This window comes from Bacillus sp. SD088 (assembly GCF_017355205.1).
In the GTDB taxonomy this organism is placed as follows: Bacteria; Bacillota; Bacilli; order Bacillales; family Bacillaceae_C; genus Lederbergia.
Map to the genome: position 1 here is coordinate 20636 of NZ_JADIJK010000001.1, position 20901 is coordinate 41536.

General features: G+C 39.6%; 19 protein-coding genes. 3 read left to right on the top strand and 16 right to left on the bottom strand.

Features of this window, described 5'->3' with window-relative positions; translation table 11 throughout:
* Nucleotides 1-10: 10 nt before the first annotated feature.
* From IPU53_RS00090 to IPU53_RS00130, 9 genes are all read right to left on the bottom strand, one after another.
* Entirely contained in the window at nt 11-1174 is a 1164-nt protein-coding gene (locus IPU53_RS00090; RefSeq protein WP_207446149.1) for a glycosyltransferase family 2 protein, read from the bottom strand.
* A 96-nt stretch (nt 1175-1270) separates the two neighbouring features.
* Nucleotides 1271-1939, bottom strand: coding sequence for an acetyltransferase (locus IPU53_RS00095; RefSeq protein WP_207446150.1), 669 nt, complete (start codon nt 1937-1939; stop codon nt 1271-1273).
* A 36-nt stretch (nt 1940-1975) separates the two neighbouring features.
* Nucleotides 1976-2629, bottom strand: coding sequence for a sugar transferase (locus IPU53_RS00100; protein WP_242697958.1), 654 nt, complete (start codon nt 2627-2629; stop codon nt 1976-1978).
* A gap of 2 nt (nt 2630-2631) precedes the next feature.
* Nucleotides 2632-3744 carry a DegT/DnrJ/EryC1/StrS family aminotransferase gene (locus tag IPU53_RS00105; RefSeq protein ID WP_207446151.1) on the bottom strand — a complete coding sequence of 371 codons (1113 nt, stop codon included), beginning with the start codon at nt 3742-3744 and terminating at the stop codon, nt 2632-2634.
* A 207-nt stretch (nt 3745-3951) separates the two neighbouring features.
* Nucleotides 3952-4830: a UTP--glucose-1-phosphate uridylyltransferase GalU gene (galU, locus tag IPU53_RS00110; protein WP_207446152.1), complete on the bottom strand. Its 879-nt coding sequence runs from the start codon at nt 4828-4830 to the stop codon at nt 3952-3954.
* Between the two features lie 24 nt (nt 4831-4854).
* On the bottom strand, nt 4855-6678 hold the full coding sequence (locus IPU53_RS00115) for a polysaccharide biosynthesis protein (protein WP_207446153.1): 1824 nt from the start codon (nt 6676-6678) through the stop codon (nt 4855-4857).
* 430 nt (nt 6679-7108) lie between these two features.
* Nucleotides 7109-7876 carry a tyrosine-protein phosphatase gene (locus tag IPU53_RS00120; RefSeq protein ID WP_207446154.1) on the bottom strand — a complete coding sequence of 256 codons (768 nt, stop codon included), beginning with the start codon at nt 7874-7876 and terminating at the stop codon, nt 7109-7111.
* Between the two features lie 426 nt (nt 7877-8302).
* Nucleotides 8303-8998, bottom strand: coding sequence for a CpsD/CapB family tyrosine-protein kinase (locus IPU53_RS00125; protein WP_207446155.1), 696 nt, complete (start codon nt 8996-8998; stop codon nt 8303-8305).
* On the bottom strand, nt 8991-9731 hold the full coding sequence (locus tag IPU53_RS00130) for a YveK family protein (protein ID WP_207446157.1): 741 nt from the start codon (nt 9729-9731) through the stop codon (nt 8991-8993). The genes IPU53_RS00125 and IPU53_RS00130 overlap by 8 nt, the downstream gene beginning before the upstream one ends.
* Nucleotides 9732-9889: 158 nt before the next feature.
* On the opposite strand from IPU53_RS00130, the gene IPU53_RS00135 reads away from it, so the two are divergent.
* Entirely contained in the window at nt 9890-10663 is a 774-nt protein-coding gene (locus IPU53_RS00135; RefSeq protein WP_207446158.1) for an SGNH/GDSL hydrolase family protein, read from the top strand.
* Nucleotides 10664-12171: 1508 nt separating this feature from the next.
* Here the strand turns inward: IPU53_RS00135 and IPU53_RS25525 are convergent.
* The 7 genes from IPU53_RS25525 to IPU53_RS00165 form a co-directional block, all read right to left on the bottom strand.
* Nucleotides 12172-12258 carry a putative holin-like toxin gene (locus IPU53_RS25525; RefSeq protein ID WP_396019876.1) on the bottom strand — a complete coding sequence of 29 codons (87 nt, stop codon included), beginning with the start codon at nt 12256-12258 and terminating at the stop codon, nt 12172-12174.
* A gap of 320 nt (nt 12259-12578) precedes the next feature.
* Nucleotides 12579-13550 carry an aliphatic sulfonate ABC transporter substrate-binding protein gene (locus IPU53_RS00140; protein ID WP_207446159.1) on the bottom strand — a complete coding sequence of 324 codons (972 nt, stop codon included), beginning with the start codon at nt 13548-13550 and terminating at the stop codon, nt 12579-12581.
* Nucleotides 13551-13887: 337 nt separating this feature from the next.
* Nucleotides 13888-14640 carry an ABC transporter permease gene (locus IPU53_RS00145; protein ID WP_207446160.1) on the bottom strand — a complete coding sequence of 251 codons (753 nt, stop codon included), beginning with the start codon at nt 14638-14640 and terminating at the stop codon, nt 13888-13890.
* Nucleotides 14573-15415, bottom strand: a complete 843-nt coding sequence (locus tag IPU53_RS00150) for an ABC transporter ATP-binding protein (protein ID WP_207446161.1) — start codon at nt 15413-15415, stop codon at nt 14573-14575. The genes IPU53_RS00145 and IPU53_RS00150 overlap by 68 nt, the downstream gene beginning before the upstream one ends.
* Before the next feature lie 77 nt (nt 15416-15492).
* The gene (cysK, locus tag IPU53_RS00155) at nt 15493-16425 is read right to left on the bottom strand and encodes a cysteine synthase A (RefSeq protein ID WP_207446162.1); all 933 of its coding nucleotides are present in this window, start codon (nt 16423-16425) and stop codon (nt 15493-15495) included.
* Nucleotides 16426-17050: 625 nt separating this feature from the next.
* A complete protein-coding gene (locus IPU53_RS00160) occupies nt 17051-18025 on the bottom strand; it encodes a nuclease-related domain-containing protein (protein WP_207446163.1) in 975 nt (324 codons plus the stop codon).
* A 126-nt stretch (nt 18026-18151) separates the two neighbouring features.
* The gene (locus IPU53_RS00165) at nt 18152-18325 is read right to left on the bottom strand and encodes a YjzC family protein (RefSeq protein ID WP_207446164.1); all 174 of its coding nucleotides are present in this window, start codon (nt 18323-18325) and stop codon (nt 18152-18154) included.
* A gap of 362 nt (nt 18326-18687) precedes the next feature.
* Between IPU53_RS00165 and IPU53_RS00170 the strand changes: the two genes are divergently transcribed.
* Nucleotides 18688-19467 carry a prolipoprotein diacylglyceryl transferase gene (locus IPU53_RS00170; protein WP_207446166.1) on the top strand — a complete coding sequence of 260 codons (780 nt, stop codon included), beginning with the start codon at nt 18688-18690 and terminating at the stop codon, nt 19465-19467.
* A 2-nt stretch (nt 19468-19469) separates the two neighbouring features.
* Entirely contained in the window at nt 19470-20891 is a 1422-nt protein-coding gene (locus IPU53_RS00175; RefSeq protein WP_207446167.1) for a radical SAM protein, read from the top strand.
* The last annotated feature ends 10 nt before the right edge of the window (nt 20892-20901 follow it).

Genomic DNA, 20901 nt, shown 5'->3' on the forward strand with positions numbered 1-20901 from the left:
GTTTAAATTCTTATCTTGTACTCTCTGCTTTCTCCCAAAACGGTTTTGCCTTACCAGTTAGAATATTAAACACCCCGACCCACTGGGCAAAAACGGTAACACAATAATAATAAACTAACACGAGATATTTATTGTTTGACTTGGTTAAAAATTTAATAATAGCCATTAAATAGAATAATATTTGGCCTACAAAAAGAGTAAAATAAAACCATGAATTTGCAATCAACATAGAATTTGATACAAACACAGTTAAATGTGCAATCCACAACAAATATCGGCATGTTCTATGACCAAAATAAAAATAAGAGAACCATTTATAACGAAATACATTGAGAAGACGAATATCTGGAACAATTTTTTCAAGAATTCTTCTGTTCATTCTGACTTTACGTCCAAATTCATCTTCTATTGTTTCTCCAGCCTTTTCATACGCAATAGCATCGTGATTACAGATTGCTCGTTTCCCCTTTAAGGCATAATATAAAGGCATTGCACTATCATGAGACTCTATTGGGTTAAAATCATGATATGCTTCTGTTTTGCAAGCATATATCGCTCCATTTCCAGCAGTAATTGTTTGAATTCTACCTTCAATTTCTCTTAAATACGTATCACTATCCCAATAACTTGCTTCAGCTCCACTAACCTCTGTACTTGGTTTGAGAATTGCTAATCGTCCTGAAACATAACTAATCTCATCTGAAGTAAATGCTGCCATAAGCTCCTTTATAGAATTCTCCTCCATAATGGAATTTGCATCGGTCATAACTAAATATTCTGTTGTAACTGTTTTTTGAGCTTCATTTTGTGCGTTTGTCTTTCCTTTTCTTTCTTTAACTTCATATAATCGAATTCTATAGTCAGGGTTTTCTTTGATAAATTGCTTTACAAATGCATTAGTTTTATCAGTGCTGTTATCGGAGGCTATTAAGAATTCAATCTTATCTTTTGGATAGTCAAGCTCTATTATATTCTGTAATTTTGTTGTGATAACTTTCTCTTCATCATGAGCAACCACCATAACTGTAACAGTTGGCTGAAAAGAATAATTTTTTTCAAGTCTTCTATTTTTAAATAACTTTGCAATAAGCTTTAACGAAAGTGAATATCCAACCATTGCCCAAATTATTATAAACGCACTTAAATATAATATTATTTTCATAATTAATTCCATTATAAGACCTCATTTTTTTCTTCAGCTGTCTTCATATTACATAAATCTATCAAATTATCTTTTGTTAAAACAGTCTCAATAACTTATCTCACAAGTTCAATCAAACTGCTCAGATAACTCGATGCTAATATCCTTGACTTTCTTTGCTGGAACACCCGCATACAAACTATTTTTCAAAGAATTCTTTATCACTGTAGACCCTGCGGCTAGGAAAACATGTTCTTCAATTATTAAACCTTGAATTATAATTGAGCCCGTTCCTACAGTTGAAAAAGATTTCAATAAAACATTACCTGAAATATTTGCCCCCGGCATTACAGTAACAAAATCCATTATTGTAATATCGTGCCCCAGCGTCGTCCCAATATTGATGTGACAATGATTTCCAATATAGCAATCAGGATTAATAACCACACCAGCGCATATAACATTACCAACACCTAAATTTATATATTTACTTACAATGGCTTGAGGATGAATTAGATTAACCCATTCAACCAATTTAAGTTTTCGGACAATTTGTCGCCTTATATCAGCATCTGCAATTGCAACGACTCCATATACCTTATGTTTCTTTGAATATTCCCTCAAATAGTCAGTTGTTCCTACGACTTCATAACCTAATAGGTTATGACCAACCTTATCTATATTATCATCAATTAATCCTACTAATTCATATTCATTACTATCCTCATTGATTTCCTCAATAATTTCAAGAACCTGTTTACTAAAACCACCACTACCAATAATAAAAAGCTTTTTCATTTTTCCACTCATTTCTATCGGCAACTTGTTCACAACTTATTTATTGCCTGAAAATTTATTATTAGATGACCCATTTTGAAAATTGATCCCGTCTCTAACAAATACTTTCTTTATTGTTAAGAAAATAAGTTTAAAATCAAGTGAAAATTTCATATGATCAACATAATAAACATCCAAATCAAATTTTTGCTGCCAACTAATAGCGTTCCGGCCACTCACTTGTGCTAAACCAGACAATCCTGGGCGGACTTGATGACGTCTTTTTTGCCTTTCATTATATAAAGGTAAATACTCTATTAATAAAGGGCGCGGCCCAATAAATGACATGTCACCCTTAAGGATATTAAATAGCTCTGGCAACTCATCCAAAGAAGTTGAACGGAGAAAGTTCCCAAATTTAGTCGTTCTCAGATGGTTTGGTAATAACGTTCCTGCCTCATCTCGCTCATCTGTCATAGTTCTGAATTTGTATAATGTAAATATTTCTTCATTTAAACCCGGGCGCTTCTGTTCAAATATAATTGGACTTCCTAATTTTTTCTTTACTAAGAATGCGACTATTGCCAATACTGGACTCAAAATAATTAGGGTCATTAAAGATAAGGTGAAATCCAATGGCCTTTTAACAAATTTTCTATAAATACTAAGTTTTATACTTGACTCGGTACTTGCTTTAGTTTCGTCTGACATCTCTACTTCCACAATCCTTTAATTATTGTTGTAATTTTATTCAAATCACTATCCGTCATCTTCGTATCAGATGGTAAACAAATTCCATTTTCAAACAATTTTTCTGAAACATTTTTACCTGTGTAGTCATATCGCTCAAAATAAGGTTGCATATGCATCGGCTTCCATATAGGCCTTGATTCAATATTCTCTCTTTCTAGAGCCTCCATAATATCAATAGGTCTGACTGATCCAGTCAATGTCATACTGCTTAACCAATAATTCGGTTCATTCCATGCATTACTCGGCATAAATTTAATGCCTTCAAGATTACCAAGTTCTTGTTTATAATACTCAAAAATATATCTTTTCTTCTTAACTCTTTGATCTAATACTTTTAACTGTCCTCTGCCAATTCCCGCTACCACATTACTCATTCGGTAGTTAAAACCAAGTTCACTATGTTGATAGTGCTTTGCTTGATCTCGACTTTGTGTTGCCCAAAATCTTGCTTTAGCAATTTTTTCTTCATTATCCGAAACTAGCATACCACCACCGGAAGTTGTGATAATTTTATTTCCATTGAAAGAGAAGATTCCATAATCTCCAAAAGTTCCAGTATGTTGTCCCTTATAATATGTACCTAAAGATTCCGCAGCATCTTCAATTAATGTCACATTATGTTTTTTGCAAAGTTCAACAATCTTATCCATATCAGCAGATAAACCGTAAAGGTGGACAACTATAACTGCTTTTACTTGTGGATATTTTTTAAAGGCCTCCCCTAATGCATCTGGAGACATATTCCAAGTTTCTTCATCACTATCAATAAATACTGGAATCGCATTTTGATAGATAATTGGATTGGCTGTGGCAGAAAAAGTAAGAGTTTGACAGAATACAACATCTCCTTCACCTACACCGGCAGCTTTTAGAGCCAAATGAATCGCAGCTGTTCCTGAAGATAAAGCTGCCGCTGATTTCGAACCAACCTTGGCAGCAAATTCTGCTTCAAATTGATTTACATTTTCACCGAGGGGGGCAATCCAATTTGTATCAAAGGCTTCTTTTATGTATTCCATTTCGTAACCCTCATCACTCATATGTGGTGAGGAAAGAAATATTCTTTCTTTCACTTTTGTTACCTCCATCTACAACACTTCCTTCCTAGGATGATTTACTTCGTTAGTTGACTCCAAGTATTTTTAGTTGTTTAATACTTGGTAAAATAATTGATTCTGACCAACTACTAAACAACTAAAATAATGTCAATTCTCTTTAGTCGTTTTAAGAACCCCCTGTCCATATTCATAAGGGGAAAATGGACAGGGACCACTCCTTCACTATACCAATTCTTTCTCCTTTACAATTCCTTGTAAATAAGTGAACAGACCATTTTTCAGTTCAGGATCTTGCAAGGCTATTTCGATTGTCGTTTGAATAAAGCCCATTTTTTCTCCAACGTCGTATCGTTTGCCTTCAAAGTCATAGGCATAGACTTTTTGTAATTTATTTAAATGTTGAATGGCATCTGTCAATTGGATTTCGCCACCTGCCCCAATTTCTTGGCGATCTAAGAAAGTGAAAATTTCTGGAGTAAAGATATATCTACCCATAATTGCCAGATTAGATGGTGCAGTGCCTAATGCAGGCTTTTCAACAAAATTTTTCACTTGATAACGACGGCCTTCTTTTGTATATGGATCGACAATCCCATAACGATTTGTTTCGTTTTCAGGTACTTGTTGCACCCCTACAACAGAGCTTTGCATTTCTTCAAATTGTTGGATCAATTGTTTGAGTCCTGGCGTTTCTGCTTGAACAATATCGTCCCCTAATAAAACCGCAAAGGGATCATTGCCAATAAATTTACGGGCACACCAAACAGCATGTCCTAATCCTTTTGGTTCCTTTTGACGGATATAATGGAGATCAACATTAGCCGGTTGTTTTACTTTCTCGAGTAACCCATACTTCTCTTTTTGGACAAGATTGTCTTCTAATTCGAAGTTATGATCGAAATGATCTTCAATCGCTCGCTTTCCTTTTCCAGTTACGATGATAATATCTTCAATTCCTGAAGCGACGGCTTCTTCAATAATATATTGAATCGTTGGCTTATCGACGATCGGTAGCATTTCTTTTGGCATTGCTTTGGTTGCTGGTAAGAATCTCGTTCCCAGACCAGCGGCAGGGATAATGGCTTTTTTTACAGTTTTCAATGAAGCATCCTCCTAATTTAATCTTTAGCTAACTCCCGCCTTTACTTTTTCTTTATTCTTCCAATTAGCTGTTGCTAGTACAACATCTCTAGTTTCTTCTATATTTAAATGTTCAAAGCGTTCGATAATCTCGAATAACTCCGTTTTCTCCATCGGCTCTGCCTTGCCAATATGAATCTTTGGAAATACTTGTTCTTTCTGTACTTCATTTTCATTAAGTAATTCCTCGTACATTTTCTCGCCTGGACGAATACCACTATATTCAACACCGATTTCTTCTAATGTATATCCAGATAAAGTAATTAAGTTTTTGGCAAGATCAGCGATTTTGACGGGGTCACCCATATCTAAAACGAAGACTTCGCCACCACGGGCTAAGACTCCTGCTTGAATGACTAACCGGGATGCTTCTGGGATTGTCATAAAATATCTTGTCATATCTGGATGTGTCACCGTCACAGGTCCACCTGCTTCTATTTGCTTCTTAAACAATGGGATAACACTACCGCGACTGCCTAAGACATTTCCAAAACGAACGGCAACAAATTTGGTTTGACTTTCTTTTGCCAAGTTTTGAATCACCATTTCTGCAATTCGCTTGGTTGCCCCCATCACATTTGGTGGGTTGACTGCTTTGTCTGTCGAGACTAATACAAAGGTGTGAATGCCAAAGGTGTCACAAGCTTCTGCTACATTTTTCGTGCCAAACACATTGTTCTTCACTGCTTCCCTTGGGTTATATTCCATCAATGGCACATGCTTATGGGCTGCAGCGTGATAGACAACATCAGGTTGATAGTCATTCATTATTTCAAAGATACGTGTCCGGTCTTGCACATCGGCAATGATCGGAATAATCTCAATTTCTTGACTATATTGTTTTTTCAGTTCCATATCAATCGAGTAAATACTGAATTCACCATGCCCTAATAATAATAGCCTTTTTGGCGCGAAGTGACAGATTTGCCGACAGATTTCCGATCCGATCGAACCACCAGCACCTGTCACGAGTACTGTCGAACCTGTGATTGACTCTGAAATTTGACTACTATCTAATTTTACTGGTTCACGCCCTAGTAAGTCTTCTACCTCGACATTACGGATCGCACTGACCGAAACTTTCCCTGTCATTACATCTTCAATCAGCGGCATAATTTTCACATTAGCGTCTGTTTGTGCGCAAATCTCATAAATTCGTCTAATTTCTTTTTTCGATAGAGAAGGAATGGCAATAATGATATCTTCAATCTCCCGCTTTTCGACAATATCAGGAATTTGCTCAATCGTCCCACAAACGGTTAAGTTAAAAATTTCTAACTTGTATTTTGTTAGATCATCATCCGCAAAAGCAACCGGGATTTGCTCTCCATCTTCATGATGAAGCAATTGCCTGGCAACCGTTGTCCCAGCAGAACCAGCACCAACGATTAAGGTATTTCTCTTTTCTGCTTTTGATTTGATTAAACGGTCACGTACCATTCGCCAAGAAAAGCGTGAACCACCAATTAACAAAATATGCAGCATCCAAGTGATAAACAGTACACGCCAATAGACATGACCAACACCAATAAATTGTGCAACAGCTGCGGTTAAGATCGAAAATGTCACGGCCTTGGCAATACTAAGCAATTCTCCGACACTTGCATATTCCCAAACTTTGTTATACAGACGATAAAGAAAAGCGAATAAATGATGGCTTGCGAGTAGGATAAGTGAACTCACGAATAAAAGTTTCGACGTATAAAAGTTTGAAAATGGGTGCAGAAGGAAATAGCCAATATAAATCGAAAACAATACAATGGCTGAATCCAACAAAACCAATAACGATAGACGTTTTGGATAAGTCACTAAGCATCCCTTCTTTCTCAATTAATAGATTTATGTATGATTAACCTTATTTTCACTAGCTAACGAAAAATCATGTACACACATGACCTTTCGTTAAATAATGAAACGTTAAAGAGCAAAGGCTAAGACGCGCCTCTTGGCGACAGGCTCAAAATGCAACATCCTGTTGCTTTGCCTGCACTAGTACATCCGTGTACGTCGTCTTGTTAGCCTAAAACACGGGCATCTAACCCGCCCTCACATTATCCTCTTGACAACGAATGTGTCTAAGGTAGGGACTTTTCCCTCCCACAGGATAACCGAGTGCCTCCGTTGATAACGGATTGGAGACATAACCGGCATTCCACCCGTTTATAGTCCTAGTTCCTTCGGGTTACTTACTATTTAGATATAGCAATATAATTGAATTGCGTTGTTTCGCCCCGTGGCCCTAAAAAAGACCTAAGAATTTTTTCTTTTTGATTTGTTTAGGAATATCGCGATCAATATCTTGTCCATCTAGTATAACTTCCGCATTTTGTAGAAATAAATCGACATAATCAAGACCATATTTGCTTTCCACTAGATCAACTGCTTCCGCCATTTTAAATCCTCTTGTCGTTGTATTATGAGCATCTGAGGCTAAGAAATGGGTTAAATTATTTTCGATTAAGTCAAAGCTAAACTTTTGAATTTTTTTGCCGAAATAACCAGTGAGACTTCCCGCTGTAACTTGAGAAGCGGCTCCATTTTTCACTAACTGATAGAGTTTGTTTGGATGTTCAATTAATTCCGTGTTTCGTTCTGGGTGGACAATCACCGGAATTAGTCCTTTCATCTGGATGTCAAAGCACAATTGCTCGGTGTAACGTGGAACATGGTTGGTTGGAAGTTCAATAAATAAATAGTGAGAGGTATCCCCTAACCTAAGGATCTCTCCAGCTTCATAATCCTCCATGATCTCCCCGTAAATTCGATTCTCCTGACCTGGTAAAATCTCAAGGTCAATCTGTTCTGCTTGCAAATACTCATTTAACTCTTTTACTTTCACCATAATATCTGCTTTTGTATTCAAAAAATGACCATTCATATGATGTGGTGTTGCAATAATTGTATGGATCCCTTCACTGACTGCCTGTTTCGCCATTAATAAGCTATCTGTATAATGACTTGCACCGTCATCTACGCCAGGAAGTATATGGCAATGGATATCAATCATTTACCTCTTCTCCCTTCCATTAAAAGTAAATGTACTCTTTCCTTCAGCATTTCCTCTAACTGAAAGAAATAAAGCATAAAGCGTAATATCAGGCTCATGACTACTCGCTATTTTCACGAATAAAACGAGATTATCGAGGTGCTAGTGCCCTTTTTCCTCCACTTAGACTTCTCTGGAAGTATATCAGAGTTCTACGAACGGTTGCACCGGGATAAAGGAACGATTTTCTAGAGTGATCGAATCTAAGAAAGAGAAATCGAGTACTTTTTTAGGATGATGTAAAAACCAACAGTAAAACTCAATAGTCCAAAACAACTTATACGGTTATTTTGGACTAATCGTTTTATGGATGTAAAACCTTTTTCTAAGAAAAAATTACTAGTTTTTTATTATCGAGTTGCTTTCTTCCTAGTAGTCTCTTTCTTCTTAATTCGTTCCATAATAATAGTAGTAATCGGTTTTTTCCATTTTTTTATTATTTAAGACAACCCCTAGTATTTTCGCTTGCGCAGCTGCTAGAAGTTCCTTTGTTTTTTGAGCGGATTCGAGCTCTGTTTTGCCACTTGCCACAACTAGAACGGTTCCGTCACATTTATTCGCCAAAATTTGCGCATCAGTGACAGCTAATACAGGTGGTGTATCAAAAATAATCAGATCATATTGCTCTTTTGCTCCTTCAAAGAAGAGTTGCATCCCTTTCGAGCCAAGCAATTCAGCTGGATTTGGGGGGATAGGTCCAGATGGCAATACGTGCAGATTTTCCACATCCGTCGGCCGCGCCGCTTCTTCTAATACCACCTGACGGGTGAGAACATTCGTTAATCCTGTCGTATTCGTGACACCGAATGTATAATGCACAGTTGGCTTCCTCATATCTGCATCGACTATCAATACCTTTTTCCCTTGTTGTGCAAAGACAACAGCTAAATTCGCGGTTGTTGTTGATTTTCCTTCTGCTGGTCCAGATGATGTCACCATTAAAGTACGAATTTCTTCATCAACTGCAGAAAACTCAATATTCGTCCGAATTGTCCGATATTGCTCCGAGATTGGTGACTTTGGATTGGCTTTAGCAACTAATTTACGTCGTCCCGATTGCGGGGTTAGATCTTGTTTAGCCAACTTGCTCACTCCTTACTCTAGCATTGCGGCTATTCCCTACTTTTCTTTGAATCTTCTGATCTTCAATATTTGCGACAGCCCCAAGCATCGGTAATTCAAGCAATTTTTCAATATCTTCGGCTGTTTTAACCGTGTTATCAAGATATTCAAGTAAGAAGGCAAGTCCCACTCCTAGCATTAAACCAACAACAGCAGCAATTGCAATATTTAGTAGTGGCTGCGGCTTAACCGGTGATGCCTTTGGCCCTACTTCTGCTTTGGTTAGAATGTTCACGTTATCAACGTTCATAAGATCGACGATATCTTTTTCAAATACTTCTGCGACTTTATTCGCAATCGCAGCGGCTTGATTCGGATCCGGATCTTGTACGGTGATATTGACAACTTGGGAGTCTGTTTCATTTTGAACGGAAATTTTATCTTTCAATTGACTAACGGTCATCCCAAGGTCAAGGTCTGTAATCACCTTATCCAGAATTCTTGGTGTCGTAATGATAACATTATATGTATTAATCAATTGCAAATTGGTTTGGATTTCCGATACATTATAAGCTGGTTGTTCTTCTTTTGATTGATTAACTAATAATTGCGTTGAAGATTGATAGATGGGTGTAAGCACAAAAAAACTGATCGCTCCACTTAGGACCATTGCGACTACTGTAATCAGTATAATCAAGGTCATTCTCTTACGTAGAGTCTGCATCAGCTCTTTTAGACTGATTGTTTCTTCCATAATATCCTCCCTGGATGATTGTCGACTATTCTATTAACGTGTATTATTATAGCATAGTATGTAAGTTTTTGAACTGGTATTTTTTCATCTTTTCTTAGAATCTTTTGCCAGGGTATGCAATGAAACTAGTATGTTTGTCTTAGGAGGGTATCAAAACGATGCGAAATTTGTTGACAGCCATTATAGTTTTGGCTTGTCTGGTTTTTCTTGGTTCAGGTTATTTGTACTGGAAAGATCGGACTGGGGTGGTCGCTTCTGAAGTTGATTCAACCCCAAAAAAGGATGATCATTCTGAATCAACTGATAAGGAAAAGAAAGAGAAGGACGTGGACACTAAGGTTGTTGAGTTGGCGAGTAACTGGCCAGAAGAGGCGCAGGCCGACTTAGAGAAAGCGATTGAAAACGAGGAATCCTATCCGATCGCTATTGTTGGCTCACTTGCGTTAGGTGGTGAGGATGGCTGGGCCGCTATGTTGAAGAAGGCATTAGAGAAAAGCTACGGGAAAGATGCCGTCGATGTGAAGCTTTTTGAATATGACCTAACCTCAACAGAGTTTATTGACGAGGAAAAGTATGAGGATGTTGTCGATTTTTCACCTAAATTGGTATTATTTGAGCCATTTATTTTAAATGACAACGGTGTTGTCGATGTCGGTGAGAACCACGACAATCTTGATACCTTCCTCGATGAACTATCAGACGCAGTCGTCCTTTTACAACCAGCTCGTCCTATTCCTGATTCCAGTATTTATCCGATGCAGGTGCAGGATTTGGAAAGGTATGCGGAGACACATGATATTCCTTATCTTGACCACTGGGAAAACTGGCCAGAGGATGCCTCTGATTATGTGGTGAATGGGGAAAGCGCTCCGAATGAAAAAGGACATGAAGTTTGGTTTGAGTATTTGCAGGAATATTTTATTGCGGAATAATGGATATAGTTCTGCAGGATAATGTGTGAATTTTACAAGAAAAATCGCGACTGGACTTTCTACCCTAAGTGGAGAATCCGGTGGCGATTTTTTTATGCGACTATTTCAATATTTTATTTTTACTTATTTGAAAAAATCCTCGTTTATACTAGATTGTTTGTACAATCTAATTGGCTACTTCCCCGTAGTATATAGTAAGGTCGGCCGGCCTTTACTAAAAGAGGGGAGATATGTATATGTGTTATCATGACGATAATGATTTTGTAGGTGGCGTTGAGGATAGACGGCGGAGAAGACCACGTGTCATCGTATGTAAGTGCCGTGAAGTTAATGTTGGTGGCGTAGGAGATCGGGAACCCGATAACGGTTGTCATTGTCATAAATGTTGTAGACGCCGTGAAGAAGCAGCCCGCCGCGACTGCTGTGACTACTAAAATTTGCGGGAAAGGCTCGTGCTAATCCACTGCTCGTGCCTTATGCTTATGTTATGAGCATGCCAAACTGGATTCAATTTCTTCGTACAGAAATGGTATGACTTTTTGTCTCATGCACTCGAGCTTGTATGCGGACGGAATGCAATCTCAGAGGGAATTGGGGCGAGAGCCTTGTCTTAAAACCAACTCCTTGTCATGGACAAAAGCACTCGTTTTTAGGGCGAATGGCTAAGGTACGACGTATTGCAAATGACTACATCCTGCCGCCTCATTTTCTATACGTCACAGAGTTATTCCGATCCACCTTCCGTGGATCGCCATCTTCATCCATCCCTGTTACTTCCCTTGCATGCAGACAATCGTTCACCATTTCCTGATTTAGACTCTTGCCATCGCTTCTGTCTTTTGTTGATCGTTCTTTTCCTGGGTGCAACCGGTGAGCCGGTTGCAAATGGAAGATCAGTAGGGTTCTCTCCCCTACTGGTTTTTTTGGTTTGAGGAGGGGTGTGGAGAGAAGAGGAACCCATTGCTGGAGGTGGTGGGCCCATTTCTGGGCGTGAAAAACCCATAATTGGAGGAGGAAACCCATTCTTGTGCGTGAAGGAACCATTTTCTGAAGATCACGCCCATTTCTAATGGGAGAAGCCCATTTAGTTTAGTTGAAGCCCATATCCAAGCTAAGGTCATCATTTCTATATTAGGAAGCCCATAGCTTACATGAGACCCCCATAAAGAAGCAGGGAAACCCATTTATCTTTGAAAAAAGTCGGGGATTGCGCGACTTTGTTGGGAAGGCGAATTTCTATAATAGATAAACTCCCCACTTATGATTCTATATTTATGACCTTTCTGAAGTTGTGAACATGCCTGAGCATTTTCTAGTTTAGAGTAACTAAACTACCTCTTAAAGTATACAAATTACTGATTTATGGTATAATTAATTTAAATTTCTATATAATATTAAAAACCGCTCCATGCTACCAACATGGAACGGTTACAATAGTCTAACCCCATCAAAAGGGTTGGCACCTAAAGTACTAAATCCCTCAAGGCTGGCTCAGAGCACATGAGGGATTATTTTTTGCTGTTTTTATCGGACATGATAAAAGCAATCAACATTCCGAATGCAATCATCAGAGTCAATGCATTTTCCACATCCATAGGCGCCACCTCCTTCTTGGGAAATTTCCCAGAAGGTCAAACAATTGGTGTGCCAATACCCCTCATGTGAAGCCATTCTATTGTAAAAATATTATAACATAAATTCTTCACAATTGGATTACCTTCACGGAGTGTAGTTCAGTTATATTAATTAAGATGTATATGCCAGAAGTTGTTCGAAGGGCCGTTATTGCACAACCTCGTAAGGATCACGGATCATTATTTGTAAACAACCTTCTCTAATAAGGAAGCATCCAGAGAGCATGGTGCAAGCAAATAAAAGGGGCAAAGCCGTGGTCTTCAGCTTTGCCCCTTTTATTTTATTCTTTTGCTTCTTCCAAGTAGTCTAGGTTAATGAGTCCTTCAATATTATCACTTTCGATGTAGTCGGCTTCTTTACTAATTTCGGCCATTTCTTTGATGACTTGTTCATTGACGTCTGTGGTCACTTCTAAATGTTCGAAGGCTGCCTGTGTTTCCTCTGCGTCCACTTCTTTACCGGTTAATTCTTTAATATGTTCGATAACAATTTCTTGTGCTTCTTCTGGATTTTCCCGGATAAACTCCACGGCCTTTTGATGGGCACGAAGATAGGCGTGAACAAGTTCGTCATTTTCAAGGAAATCGTCTCTAGCGACCACAACTGTGTTTGTGGAATCTTTCCCCCAAGCAAAGTTTTCCCAGTCCAATAAGAGATTTCCATTTGCTTGTGTTTCAAGGATATATCCCCATGGTTCCTGTGTTGCAGCGGCATCAACCGATTCTTGGACAAATAGGGAAGCTGTATCCGCAGGAGCCGCAGCATATAATTCCACTGTTCCTCCATTTTCCTGTACGTTCAGGTCGACTTCCTGAAGTGCTTTACGCAACATTACATCTTGTGTGCTTCCGATAACTGGGATGGCTACTCTTTTTCCATCAAGGTCGGCTAGTGTCTCGACCCCACTATTTTCTCCAGCTACTAGAACCGCTCCCCCATTGACAGCACCTGACACAATATGGTGCTGGGGATTTTTTACATAGAAATTAATTGCCGGTCCCGGACCGACTGTACCAATATCAATCGCCTTCGTGGTCATGGCTTCCATAAAGAGGCCACCATTGCTGACAGTCTTTGTATCAATCTTCGTATTCTCGCCAAACTCCTCTTGAAAAAATCCTTTATCCAACCCAACAATCGTCGCAACATGTGTAAGGTTTGGAAAATACCCGATCTTCACGGTATCACTTTTACCATTTCCGCAACCCGCTAAGACGATTACTAGTAATAAACCTATCCATAATTTTTTCATTACATTTCTCCTCTTTTTCCGATGACATTCGTATTTTAAAGGAAGTTAGGAAACCCATTCTTAGGGGGAAGGAACTCATTTATGTGGAATGAAACCCATTTTTCTTGAGTGGGGCCCATTCTCGTGTCAAGAAACCCATTCCTCCTTAAAACAAACCCATTTATTTGCAGGGAACCCATTTACCTTGTTTGGGGCTCATTCTCGTGCCGAGAAACCCACTCCCTTGAAAAGGAGCCCCATTTCTCATGATAATAAACCCATATGACCAAATTAAACGCCTCCCTGGCCCAAGGAAACTAACATAGATCTCTTGCCTATACTGAGCTTCCTCCAGAAATTAAGCCACGCCCCATTTAGTTTGGACTGAACGTTCCAAACGAGTGAAGAAGATTTGATCAATGATTGTACCAATGACGGCGATCACGATCATAACGGAAATGACTAAGTCCATTTGTCCCAGTGAGCGCCCTGTTTCCAGTAGTTGGCCAAGTCCGCCTCCTGCACCAAGTAATTCTCCAGCCATTAACGCACGCCAAGAGAATGCCCAGGCGATTCGTAAGCCTGATAATAATTGTGGGACAGACGCGGGTAAAATGACAGTGCGAATAAAGTGAAAACCGCTTGAGCCAAATGTTTTCGCTACTCTTTGATACAATTGAGGGACATTTTTAAAGCCGCTCGTTGCACTTGTTGTCATGGTCCAAGTGGCCCCAATGGTGACGATGAATAAGATTGCCATATCATTTAAACCAAACCATATAATTGCCAGTGGGAACCAGACGATACTTGGAATCGACTGTAAGGCTGTGACGAGGAAACCAAGTGTATCCTCAACCAATTTATAACGCCAAATGAGATACCCCATCAGCAAGCCAAGTACAATCGCAATTGAAAACCCGATTAGCAGTCGGCTAAGACTTTTTCCGACGGCGACCAAAATTTGTCCATTGATAATACCATTGAACAAAGTCTCAAATACTTGGATTAATGATGGAAACATGAAATCTGGAAGTCCCGATAGTCTAGATGTGGCTTCCCATATCGCCGCTATGATCACGATGAAACTGATTCGCCGAAAAGCGATAGTCATCTCCCATCTCCTCCTTCAACACTTTTTCAATTTCATTTTGCAAGATATTTAGTACACGCTGTTCCGTATGGAGGGTGACGCTATCCGGCATGATCCCATCCTTAGTGACAGGTACTTCAATTAATTCCTTTACTCGTCCTGGGCGTGTGGCCATAACGACGATTTTTTCCGATAATTGGACGGCCTCCCGAATATTATGGGTGACAAAAATTATCGTCACTTTCGTCTCTCGCCAGATTTCCAATAGCTCGCGATGTAGCACCATCCGCGTTTGTTCATCTAATGCGGAGAAGGGTTCATCCATTAGTAGGACCTCTGGTTCCATCACAAGTGCTCGGGCAATGGACACTCTTTGTTTCATTCCGCCAGAAAGCTGATGCGGATAGGAATCCACGTATCGACTTAAATGCACCATTTTTAAAATATTTCGTGCTCGCTCTTCCGCTTCTTGTTTGGACATCTTTTTTAATAACAGGCCATAGGTGACATTTTCCAAAACAGTCAGCCACGGGAATAAGCCTGATTCTTGAAATACCACAACCCGCTCTGGACTCGGTTTTTCAATTTTTTTGCCAAGGACCTCAATTTTTCCTTTATCCGGTTTGTCTAACCCAGCAATCAAATAGAGCAAAGTTGACTTTCCACAACCAGATGGCCCTACAATTGAAACGAAATCTCCTTTATCAACTTGTAAATCAATGGAATCTAAGACTAGCAAGCTCTCATTCTGTTTATTCGTAAAATTTTTCTCAATGCCTTCTAAACTGAGATACATCCCTTCACCTCCATACATCATTAAACCCAGTGTTTTACTCTATTTTACTTTTAAAAAAGAAGGGGGACAGGCCCCCATTAAAATTGAAATAAATCACTTGATAAATAGCGTTCGCCAGAATCTGGTGCAATGCATACAACCGTTTGATCTGGTGATAGTCGCTTCGCTACTTGCAATGCTGCAAACACGGACGCTCCACTAGAAGGTCCCAGTAGCAAGCCTTCTTTCGCCGCCAAATTTCTTGTAGTTTCATAAGCTTCTTCATCTTTTATTTTTAAAATCTCGTCATAAATCTCTGTATTTAAAATCGGCGGAATAAAGCCTGGACTTGTGCCCACCAGCTTATGTTTCCCCGGCTCACCGCCGGATAAAACGGGAGATCCCGCAGGCTCTACAACATGGACGGTGATATTGGGATTATATGTCTTTAAAGCTTCACCCGTGCCTGTAATCGTTCCACCTGTTCCCGCTGTACAAACGAAGGCGCCTAACTTTTTACCGTTGTCTTCCATAGCGGCGATAATTTCCTGGGCAGTCGTTTTGCGATGAATATCCGCATTTGCCTCATTCTCAAACTGCATCGGGATAAAACTATCTGTAATACCTTCCGCTAATTCCTCCGCCTTGCGAATACAGCCCGGCATCTTTTCAGCACTCGGCGTAAGTATAACCTCCGCCCCGTATGCCTTTAAAATATTGATCCGCTCCAAAGTCGATGAGTCCGGCATGACAATAATCGTCCGATATCCCTTTGCCGCGGCATTCATCGCCAAACCAATCCCGGTATTCCCAGATGTCGGTTCAATAATCGTGGCCCCTTTCTTTAGCAGGCCTGCCCGCTCAGCCTCTATAATCATATTATAGGCGGCCCGATCCTTTACACTTCGGCTTGGGTTAAAATATTCAAGCTTCACCAACACCTCAGCACCCTCTGGGTCATTCAAGCGATTTAAACGTACAAGTGGCGTATCCCCCACCAAATCAGCAATTGACTCTACCTTTCTCAACATCCTAAATACCTCCCTGATCATCGAAAAAATGATTCTCTGATCAAATTCCTTACATTTATGAAATTAAACTCGAACGTCCTCTCTCCTATTTTTAGGAGATTTACGTCGTTTTTTAATAAGTTTTAATAACTGATAATACATACCAAAATACAATGAATTAAGTCAATCGTCAAGCATTATTTTTACAATTTTTAAATTAGGCCCTGTGGAGGGAGGGGTTCATTTTGAATGGTGGTGCTTAAAATGGAGGACCTTGATTGGGGAATATGGGGAACTTGACCTGGGTATGAGGTTCTTGGCCTGAGTATGGGTTTCTTGGCCTGAGTATGGGTTTCTCGGCCTGAGTATGGGGTTCTTGGCCTGAGTATGGGGTTCTCATGTTAATTATGAGGTTCTATGAGATAGAATGGGCTCCTGATTAAAGAATGGGTTTCTTAATTTGGAAATGGGGAGGTTCACCATCGTATGGGGTTCTCTTGAACTAAATGGGTTTCTTGAATAAAGAATGAGCTTTTTCTCCTTGTTCATGAGTTCTTCATGAATAAATGGGATCTCCTTTTCACGAAGAACCTTTTTAATAACCAAAATGGAGCAATCGGCAAGCCGATTGCTTCGATTGAGCGATTTATTTTTGAAACCCTTCATAATGATAGGTTGTACCTCTATTTTTTCCTGTTTTCCTCAGATTAGGGAATGTGTTTAATATTTTTTGGGCTTGGTAACGTGAGTGAAGATGAAGAAATTTCCGGCATTGTGCATTGGTGATGGAAGGTTTTATGAGTAGGAAGTAGTCCAGGAGTGCTTGGATATGTGCGCTTACGGAGGTTTGTTGGCATCTTGGACAGAGCCATTTTCCATATTTCCGCTCCATTGCTAGGTGGTCACACTGGGGACAACGAACTCCAGTCTGAATCTCTGCTTGTTTGATCGCTAATTTATTCATTAAATCATAGTTAGCTGGTTTGTGCTGTTTAATTAGTTCGTTGCTTAGGGAGTTCATAACTTTCTTGCTAATACAATTTTCACGAATATGCGTTTCATAGTGTGACATTCTTAGATAAAGTTGGTTACTAGTAAAGATATGCTGATAATGTTCGGGGTTGCCGTTGATTTTGAGAATGGTGTGAGGATCACTGAAGATGATGAAGGAATGTATGGGGAATTGAGGATAGCCATTTTTTCCAAGCCATTGTTTTATCTGCATTTCATGATGGGAGGCTTGAACGGTTGGACATGCATAGCCCCTTTCCCTGCCATCAACAATGTGAATCATCTGTCTTGTCGACTCTTCAAAAATCACCTTTTCACGGAAGTTTTTAATGGATAGAAGGAGCATTCCATCTTGAGAAATTAGGATTGTGTCAATCTGAAAATAAGTTCCGGTCCGATTTTTGAGACGTAGATCGTTTAAAATGAGGTAAGTGTTTGGGTTTAATAACGAAAGGTGATAATCCACTGTCTTTTCCCCATGATAGCCAGCTAAGCGAGTTTTGTATTCTGTTTCGATTTCCTTCCTATTCCAATGATTTTCGCTTACTCTCTTCATGATCGCTTCCACTTTTTTCAAAGCCAGTGGCTTGGTTCTTAGTTTCAAGATCATTTCATTTATGTTCTCCTCTCCTATTTGTATTCCTTTATAGGATTCGAGACTAGTGTTAAAAGTCCTTCTTTTTATGCAAAAGGCCCTCCTGATATTTAATCAAGAAGGCCACATTTGCTTCTATTATTATGCTTTTACCCAGTAAGCTGCTTCACGGCTACTCGAGGATGGTGGAAATTGCTCCCCTTTTTCAATATCAATGACAGTGTCATCATTATGAGAGTTCCCGTTAACCAAGCCTTCCACCTTAAACTTGCCACTCTCGGGAGCATTTTCACCAGTTTTGTATTTGTCTGCCATTTGAAGCACCTCCAAGAAGTTTGTCTAGTTTTTGTATTCCCAATATAAATGTTGATAAACACTACCAAAATGTTTAATCAAATGTTTGATTAATAAGAAAGCCCATTTCTGGGCGGAGAAGCCCATTCTTCCTTTGGGAGGCCCATTACGAAACAGAGAAACCCATTCTCGAACCAATAAACCCATTTTCCCCTTGAGAGGCCCATTTTGGGATGAAGAAACCCATTTCTCCCTTCGAAGAAACCATTCCCTGATGAACCTTTCGTAATCTTCCTATCTTTTGTCCTAAATTGTTCTAAAGCTAGTGCGATCAATGGATTTTTTAGTTAAACTGGGATTATCTAGCAGAAGGAGGAGAGGCGATGGAGTTTCCTGTCTGGATCAATTTGGGGTTGTTTACACTGCATCCTCATGTGGTTTTTGAGGCTTTGGGGTATTTTCTTGGGTTCCGATTCTATCTTTTCTCGCGACGTTCGGAACGCTTATCTCCTTCTGTTTCCTTGTCAGTGCTTGCAGGTGCGATTGTAGGGGCTGCACTCGGCTCTAAGATGTTGGCTTGGTTTTATGATTGGGGCGTTTTATGGAACCACCTTCAACAGCCTCTTGCAGATCCTGGTTTTTGGATGAAAGGGAAAAGTATTGTTGGCGGGTTATTAGGCGGATTGATCGGAGTGGAGCTCGCGAAGAAATTGGTAGGCCATACGGAGTCGACCGGGGATGATTTAACTCTCCCCTTGATCACAGGGATGGCGATTGGCCGAATTGGCTGCTTTTTAACGGGAATTGAGGATAATACATACGGCATTGCAACTACCCTACCGTGGGGAATAGATTTCGGAGATGGCATATTACGCCACCCTACCCAACTTTATGAATTACTTTTTCTCGTAATCCTAGGAATTATCTTATTTTTAAAAAATAAATTACCACATCAAGAAGGGGATCTATTCAAATTATTTATGGTCAGCTATTTGCTTTTTCGATTTGTGGTTGATTTTATCAAGCCTTATCCGCGAGAATATCTGGGATTGGGAAGCATTCAAGTTGCCTGTTTACTAGGGATTCTGTATTACGCAAAGGATATTCCGCGTTTGTTAGGACTTTTACGGAAAAGAAGAAATTTTAAAGAGGAGAGTGCTTGAGTATGCCAGTGAGACCGTATATTTTTTATGAATTAACAAATAGTATTTGCTCTACCTGCTACCGAAAAGTGGAAGGGAAAATAGTTGAGCAAAACGGAAAAATGTATATGATTAAGCGTTGTGCCCATCACGGAACGGAAAAAGTGTTAATCTCATCTGATGCGGAATATTATAAAATGTGTCGGAATTATTTGAAGCCTGCCGAGATGCCAAGGCATTTCAATACACCAATTAAATATGGCTGTCCCTATGATTGCGGCCTCTGTCCTGATCATGAGCAGCATAGTTGTTTGGCGATTGTAGAGGTTACGGAATCTTGTAATTTAGAATGTCCGATTTGCTATGCAGCCTCCTCTCCCCACCGTAAAACGTTTCGTAGTCTGGAGCAAATTGAAGATATGCTTGATGCCGTGGTGCGTAACGAAATTGAACCTGATATCGTACAGATTTCAGGCGGAGAACCGACGATTCATCCTGATTTTTTTGCGATTCTTGATGCCGCAAAAGCGAGACCAATTAAACATTTAATGGTCAATACAAATGGACTCCGGATTGCGCGTGATCGGGAATTTGTAAAAAAGCTCGCCACGTACATGCCGGGATTCGAACTGTATTTGCAGTTTGATAGCTTTGAAAGGGACACCTTAATGGAGCTTCGCGGTGCTGATTTACGAAAAATTCGCGAAAAGGCATTGGCCAATTTAAATGAATTTAATATTTCTACCACTTTGGTGGTAACGCTGAAAAAAGGATTAAATGACCAAGAAATTGGCAAAATTATTCAATATGGATTACAGCAAAAAGCTGTGCGGGGCGTTACTTTTCAACCGATTCAAGCAGCAGGTCGACTTGAAGATTTTGATCCTGCCGTCGATCGTCTAACCTTGTCTGAGGTACGTCAAGGAATCATTGAGCAATCCGGACTTTTTCAAGAAGAGGATATGATACCAGTTCCGTGCCATCCAGATTGTCTAGCGATGGGCTATGCCTTGAAAATCAATGGCCAAGCACTCCCACTTACGGGATTAATCGATCCCGAAGTATTATTGCAAGGCCCTCGAAACACGATCGTATACGAACAAGATGAAACAGTAAGAGATCATATCTTTTCTCTCTTTTCGACAAGTCACTCACCTGAGTCCTCTAGCATGTCATTGAAAAATTTATTATGCTGTTTGCCGCAGGTTGAAGTACCAGAAAATATTCAATATGACAATGTATTTCGCGTGATTATCATGCAATTCCTGGATCCTTATAATTTTGATGTTCGTTCGGTCAAAAAGTCTTGCGTTCATATTGTCCATCAAGATGGTCGCTTAATTCCTTTTGATACCTTTAACCTTTTTTATAGAGATGAACAGGAAGAAATTTTAAAAGAATTGCAAGCAGAAATTGTACCGGAAAGTTCGATAACGGAAATTTAAGGGAGGACGA

Bases quoted from the DNA above. Each gene is read 5' to 3' on its own strand.
- IPU53_RS00090 (WP_207446149.1), bottom strand. From the start codon at position 1,174: ATGGAATTAATTATGAAAATAATATTATATTTAAGTGCGTTTATAATA.
- IPU53_RS00095 (WP_207446150.1), bottom strand. From the start codon at position 1,939: ATGAAAAAGCTTTTTATTATTGGTAGTGGTGGTTTTAGTAAACAGGTT.
- IPU53_RS00100 (WP_242697958.1), bottom strand. From the start codon at position 2,629: ATGTCAGACGAAACTAAAGCAAGTACCGAGTCAAGTATAAAACTTAGT.
- IPU53_RS00120 (WP_207446154.1), bottom strand. From the start codon at position 7,876: ATGATTGATATCCATTGCCATATACTTCCTGGCGTAGATGACGGTGCA.
- IPU53_RS00130 (WP_207446157.1), bottom strand. From the start codon at position 9,731: ATGGAAGAAACAATCAGTCTAAAAGAGCTGATGCAGACTCTACGTAAG.
- IPU53_RS00135 (WP_207446158.1), top strand. From the start codon at position 9,890: ATGCGAAATTTGTTGACAGCCATTATAGTTTTGGCTTGTCTGGTTTTT.
- IPU53_RS25525 (WP_396019876.1), bottom strand. From the start codon at position 12,258: ATGGATGTGGAAAATGCATTGACTCTGATGATTGCATTCGGAATGTTG.
- IPU53_RS00140 (WP_207446159.1), bottom strand. From the start codon at position 13,550: ATGAAAAAATTATGGATAGGTTTATTACTAGTAATCGTCTTAGCGGGT.
- IPU53_RS00145 (WP_207446160.1), bottom strand. From the start codon at position 14,640: ATGACTATCGCTTTTCGGCGAATCAGTTTCATCGTGATCATAGCGGCG.
- IPU53_RS00150 (WP_207446161.1), bottom strand. From the start codon at position 15,415: ATGTATCTCAGTTTAGAAGGCATTGAGAAAAATTTTACGAATAAACAG.
- cysK (WP_207446162.1), bottom strand. From the start codon at position 16,425: ATGTTGAGAAAGGTAGAGTCAATTGCTGATTTGGTGGGGGATACGCCA.
- IPU53_RS00160 (WP_207446163.1), bottom strand. From the start codon at position 18,025: ATGATCTTGAAACTAAGAACCAAGCCACTGGCTTTGAAAAAAGTGGAA.
- IPU53_RS00165 (WP_207446164.1), bottom strand. From the start codon at position 18,325: ATGGCAGACAAATACAAAACTGGTGAAAATGCTCCCGAGAGTGGCAAG.
- IPU53_RS00170 (WP_207446166.1), top strand. From the start codon at position 18,688: ATGGAGTTTCCTGTCTGGATCAATTTGGGGTTGTTTACACTGCATCCT.
- IPU53_RS00175 (WP_207446167.1), top strand. From the start codon at position 19,470: ATGCCAGTGAGACCGTATATTTTTTATGAATTAACAAATAGTATTTGC.